The following is a 4,559-nucleotide window of genomic DNA, read 5'->3' on the forward strand; positions in this document are numbered from 1 at the left end:
GCGTCATCGACGAGATCGCCTTCCAGACCAACCTGCTCGCGCTCAACGCCGGCGTCGAGGCCGCCCGCGCCGGCGAGGCCGGCCGCGGCTTCGCCGTCGTCGCCCAGGAGGTGCGCGAGCTCGCCGGCCGCTCCGCCACCGCCGCCAAGGAGATCAAGAGCCTCATTGCCGCGTCCGGCGAGGAGGTCCGCTCCGGCGTCTCCCTCGTGGGCGAGACCGGCGAGGCCATCACCCGCATCATCGCCCGCATAGAGGACATCTCCTCCCACGTCGCCGCCATGGCCACCGCCAGCCACGAACAGGCCACGGGCCTCGGCCAGGTCAATGCCGCCGTCGGCCAGATGGACCAGATGACCCAGCAGAACGCCGCCATGGTCGAACAGACCAACGCCTCGAGCCACACGCTGGCCCAGGAGGCCGCCCAGCTCTCGGCGCTCGTCGCCAACTTCCGCCTGGATGCCGAGGAAGCCCGCCGCACCGCCCCCAGCCGCGCCGCCTGAGCCTCCGCGGCTCTCCCTTCTCCCCGGGGGAGAAGGTGGCCCGAAGGGCCGGATGAGGGGGGCGGCATCCCAGGAGCCCCACCTCCCCCTTGAGGGAGTCCGACGGACGGGTCGAGCCCCGCGGCTCGACCCTGCGGAGAGACAAGTGAAGCAGGCGATCCGGGCGGGGGTAATCGGGGTTCGCTGCGCCCACGACCCCCACCCTCAATCCCTCCCCTCAAGGGGGAAGGAGGGGATGGCGCAGTGCCCGCCGCTCTCCCTTCTCCCCCCGGGGAGAAGGTGGCTCGAAGGGCCGGATGAGGGGGGCGGCCCAGCCCGCGGATGCCGATTGCCTCCGGCGCGATCTCGCCCCCGCAAGGGCGGCGATCGGCGCGGAGCACCCTCCCGGGAACCATCGCCGGCCTTGCGGGTTGAGCCCGAAAGGAGAGCCCCATGACCCCCAGGCCAGACAGCGCCCCCAAGCCAGGCAAGCAACCGACGGACAAGCAGCCGAAGACGCCGGCCCACGCCGGCTCCGATGTCTCCGACCCCCATCCCGGCAGCGTCTCCGACGGAACCCACCCGGAGGCCGACGAGAGCAAGTCGGGGGACTGACGCAGCGGTCGCCGAAGCCGGCGGAGGAGGAGGCCGCTCAGTCCCGCTTCGCTCCCTTCATCGCCTCGGTGATCTTGACCGTCTCGACGCTCACCCGCGTCACCCGCATGAGCAGGTCGATCACGTGGTCCTTGTAGTCGGCGAAGCGGTAGGTGTTGAACTTCGCGCGGATGGTCGGGTCCTTCGGCGTCTTTTCCTTGTACTGGTCGAGGATCCAGTCGAGCGCCGAGCGGTTGCCGAGCCGGTAGCTCTAGACTTCGGCCGGAATGCCCGTCAATTGCGTCTCGCTGTCGAGCCTTATCGTGCCGGTGTCATGGTCGGATTTGAGCATCGCCTTGGGGGCCACGCCGCCCGCACGCGCCCGTTCATCGGGCTCGTCGATGCGTGTCAGCGGCCACGGCTCGACCGCCTATAGCCGACATGCAGCGCCATCAGCCGCTCGCCCCATGCGGCCCAGGCCCAGAAGTCGGGATAGAACGGAATGCGCGGAAACTCGCGCTTCAGGTTGATCGCGTATTTTTCCCGGTACACCGGATCGTGCAGCACGCCATAGACGTAATGGAAGATGTCGTCCTTGCTGAGGGCGCGGCCCTGGCGCTGCGGCCCTCCCTTCTCCCCCCGGGGAGAAGGTGCCGGCGAAGCCGGCGGATGAGGGGGCGCCCCGCCCGCCGCACCCCCCGCATCCGTCTCGTCGCTGCGCGCCGATCCACCTTCTCCCACGAGGGGAGAAGGAAGGCCCTTCCCATAGGCCTCCCGGAACCGCTTCAGCGCCCATTCGGTGATGTTGTTGAGCTTCTCGCCATCGTTTGGAAACTGTGCGCGCTTCCTGCCTAGTGGAATCGCGAAACTATTGCTTTGCAATGGTGAAAGTTCAACCCGTTGATGACATTGCTGAGCCCATAATCTAAGCGGCAGTTTCCGTTCTTGGACGAGGTTGAAATAATAATGCTATCGATCGACCAGCCATTGGAATGATTTACTAATCATTTTCCATCGTGCTAGAGGTAAACGTCTAGCGTAGAAAGAAATTGAGGCGCTCATGGTCAAGAAGCATATTAAAGGAAACGGAACTTCTCGCATTCGGTTCATTATGATTGAAGCGGAAATGCCTGAGGGCGACCTAACGCAGATCGCCAACGCTATACAGAACGCGCTGCGACCAGCCTCCGTAAGCGGACCGAAGTTACCGAAGACGCCAGTGCAGATCATCGGTTTGAATGAACAAGATGACGACGATGAGGAGGTAGTTGACGCGTCGGTTGAGGAGGATGACGCAACTTCAGTTGGGCGAGTGCTTAAGGCCGCGGCTTCAAAGCCACGTCGTCCTGCTAAGCGGAAAGTGGTAGATATTGAACTTTCGAATGAGATTTCGCTAAAATCCTATACTGAGAATTACCCTCCGAAGAATGATCAAGATCGCTACCTTGTAGTCGTTGCGTTCCTCTGCGAGCACCGAAAGGAAATTGAAGGTGTAAACGCAGATCATGTTTACACTTGCTTCCGCAAGTTGGAATGGCCAACCGGATCCAAAGATTTTGGGCAACCACTCAGGAACTTGAAATTGAATCAACTTCTGGATCCGGGACCCGGTCGCGGAACTTATGTGATCAACCACATAGGGATCGACAAAGTGCATAAACTTGCAGAGGGATAAACTGGAAGGTCTACACGAGTTCGCAGGATCTATTAGTGGGTTTCATTCGAAATCCGCAGTAGATCAACTGTTGCTGCTTGGTTGGTTCTTAGAGGCAGTCGAAGGCAAGCCCTGCTTCACGGTCTTGGATATTCGTGCGGCGTTTAAGAAGGCAGGCATTGAACCGCCAAACGTTAGTCAGTACCTTAATCGCCTCAAGAATAAGAAGCCACCGCAGGTGGTCAAGTCGGGCTCCGGTTTCCGGCTAGCCGGGGCAGTTCGGCGCAATATGGACACTAAGGTAGGCCACAGCCCCTCGGTTGTTGCCATATCTAAGTTATTGTCTGAGCTGCCGGCTAAGGTACCGAATGTAGCCGAACGTGATTTCCTGAACGAGGCTTTGAGTTGCTATAAGGTGAAAGCGTACCGGGCAGCAATCGTGATGACATGGAACCTTGCCTATGATCACCTAATGAGCTGGTTGCTAGTGGATTCTTCACGACTGGACAAACTAAATGACGGAATCAAAAAGCGATTTCCCAAGCTAAGCGTCGTAGTCGCAGCCCGCGATGACTTCGATGAGTTAAAGGAAAGCCAAGTAATAGACGCTTGTAGGACTGCAAGATTGCTGAATAAGAGCGTGATCGAGATTCTTGAATCTAAGTTGAAAAGGCGTAACATGGTTGCGCACCCTTCGACCGTTGTCGTAACTCAATCACAGGCGGATGACGCTATTACAGATTTAGTTAATAACGTCGTACTTACACTTATAAGATAGAAAAAATTACTATAAATCAATATGAAGTATTTTTTCGCCGAAATTTATTTACAAAAATTGAGTTGCTTATCTGGATGGTTGGAGATCTGCGCCGCATTGGCCCGGATCGCCGCGTAATAGGGCTCGAGCGTCTTCAGCGTCTCCTTCTTCACCGCCCCGGTGAAGAAGGCGCCCTCGAGCTTGTAGAGCTCCTTGGCGATGTTGTTCTCGCGGTGAAAATCGCTCTCGTTGAACACATGCGCGAAGATCTCCTCGGTGAGGATGTGCTGGATCAGCATCTCCCGCACGTCGGCCTCCGCAAGCGTCGGGTTCACGGTCTCCTTGACGTGCTCCAGAAACCGCGTGGCCTCGGTCTGGAACTCGGCATTGGCCTGATAGGCGTCGTTGATCTTGTCGCGCAGCGCATCGAGCACATGCGGCAGGTCGGCCTTGAACAGTTCCACCGCCTTGCGGAACTCGGCGATCTCCTGCCGTTCGTAGCCGAAGAACAGGTTGAGCAGCTTGAGCAGGTTCTCCGTGTCCGCCATCTTGCAGCGGAACGCCTCCTGCCGGTGCTGGATCAGCACCGCCTCGTGGCTGTTCTCGAAGATGATGTTGTCCTGCGGATAGCCGCGTGAGAGCTTCTTGGCGATCTCGTCGTCGAGATCGTCCTTGGTGTCCTTGGCTTCCCAGAAGCCGAGCGGCACCCGGAGGTCATGCAGGATGGTGCCGTCGGGGTAGACCTTGGTCTTCTGCCCGGTGGAATATTCAAGCTCGGCCACGAACAGCAGGTTGTTCTGCCGCGCCCAGGCTTTCAAGAGATCCTTGAACGCCTCGCGCACGGTCTGCTCGTTGAGCGACCCCGACAGCTTCCTCAACCGGTCGAGATCGTTCAGAAACTGCTGGACAAGTTGCTGGCTCATGATTCCCCCGGGAAAACTCCCCCCACCGTTGAACCAGCTTTCGCCTGCCACCTCAAGGGGAAGGCGCCGTCGTCCCCTCATCCGTCTCGGCGCTTTCGCGCCGATCCACCTTGTAACTTGAATTCCGCCGCGTGTGATATTGTGTATCCCGC

Annotated in this window: 7 protein-coding genes; 4 read left to right on the top strand and 3 right to left on the bottom strand. The window is 59.4% G+C overall.

Annotation, left to right across the window (positions count from 1 at the left end; translation table 11 throughout):
* On the top strand, positions 1-500 hold a 500-nt coding region (locus LL06_RS24700), incomplete at its 5' end, for a methyl-accepting chemotaxis protein (protein WP_035533362.1).
* A gap of 432 nt (positions 501-932) precedes the next feature.
* On the top strand, positions 933-1,094 hold the full coding sequence (locus tag LL06_RS27790; RefSeq protein WP_161785022.1) for a hypothetical protein: 162 nt from the start codon (positions 933-935) through the stop codon (positions 1,092-1,094).
* A gap of 37 nt (positions 1,095-1,131) precedes the next feature.
* On the opposite strand, the gene LL06_RS27795 is transcribed toward LL06_RS27790, so the two are convergent.
* Both LL06_RS27795 and LL06_RS27800 read right to left on the bottom strand, forming a co-directional pair.
* Positions 1,132-1,308 carry a hypothetical protein gene (locus LL06_RS27795; protein ID WP_161785024.1) on the bottom strand — a complete coding sequence of 59 codons (177 nt, stop codon included), beginning with the start codon at positions 1,306-1,308 and terminating at the stop codon, positions 1,132-1,134.
* 173 nt (positions 1,309-1,481) lie between these two features.
* Positions 1,482-1,955 (bottom strand): type ISP restriction/modification enzyme, encoded by a 474-nt coding sequence (locus LL06_RS27800; RefSeq protein ID WP_161785023.1) that lies wholly within the window; start codon positions 1,953-1,955, stop codon positions 1,482-1,484.
* A gap of 178 nt (positions 1,956-2,133) precedes the next feature.
* Between LL06_RS27800 and LL06_RS27520 the strand changes: the two genes are divergently transcribed.
* Positions 2,134-2,748: a hypothetical protein gene (locus LL06_RS27520; RefSeq protein ID WP_152599770.1), complete on the top strand. Its 615-nt coding sequence runs from the start codon at positions 2,134-2,136 to the stop codon at positions 2,746-2,748.
* The gene (locus tag LL06_RS27525; RefSeq protein WP_152599771.1) at positions 2,735-3,505 is read left to right on the top strand and encodes a hypothetical protein; all 771 of its coding nucleotides are present in this window, start codon (positions 2,735-2,737) and stop codon (positions 3,503-3,505) included. The genes LL06_RS27520 and LL06_RS27525 overlap by 14 nt, the downstream gene beginning before the upstream one ends.
* Positions 3,506-3,549: 44 nt before the next feature.
* Here the strand turns inward: LL06_RS27525 and LL06_RS24710 are convergent, their stop codons facing one another.
* Positions 3,550-4,407, bottom strand: a complete 858-nt coding sequence (locus LL06_RS24710; RefSeq protein ID WP_035533366.1) for a hypothetical protein — start codon at positions 4,405-4,407, stop codon at positions 3,550-3,552.
* Positions 4,408-4,559 lie beyond the last annotated feature (152 nt).

It is taken from the genome of Hoeflea sp. BAL378 (assembly GCF_000759435.1).
Lineage (GTDB): Bacteria > Pseudomonadota > Alphaproteobacteria > Rhizobiales > Rhizobiaceae > Hoeflea.

Coding starts and splice junctions, on each gene's coding strand:
- LL06_RS27790 (WP_161785022.1), top strand. CDS start 933: ATGACCCCCAGGCCAGACAGCGCCCCCAAGCCAGGCAAGCAACCGACG.
- LL06_RS27520 (WP_152599770.1), top strand. CDS start 2,134: ATGGTCAAGAAGCATATTAAAGGAAACGGAACTTCTCGCATTCGGTTC.
- LL06_RS24710 (WP_035533366.1), bottom strand. CDS start 4,407: ATGAGCCAGCAACTTGTCCAGCAGTTTCTGAACGATCTCGACCGGTTG.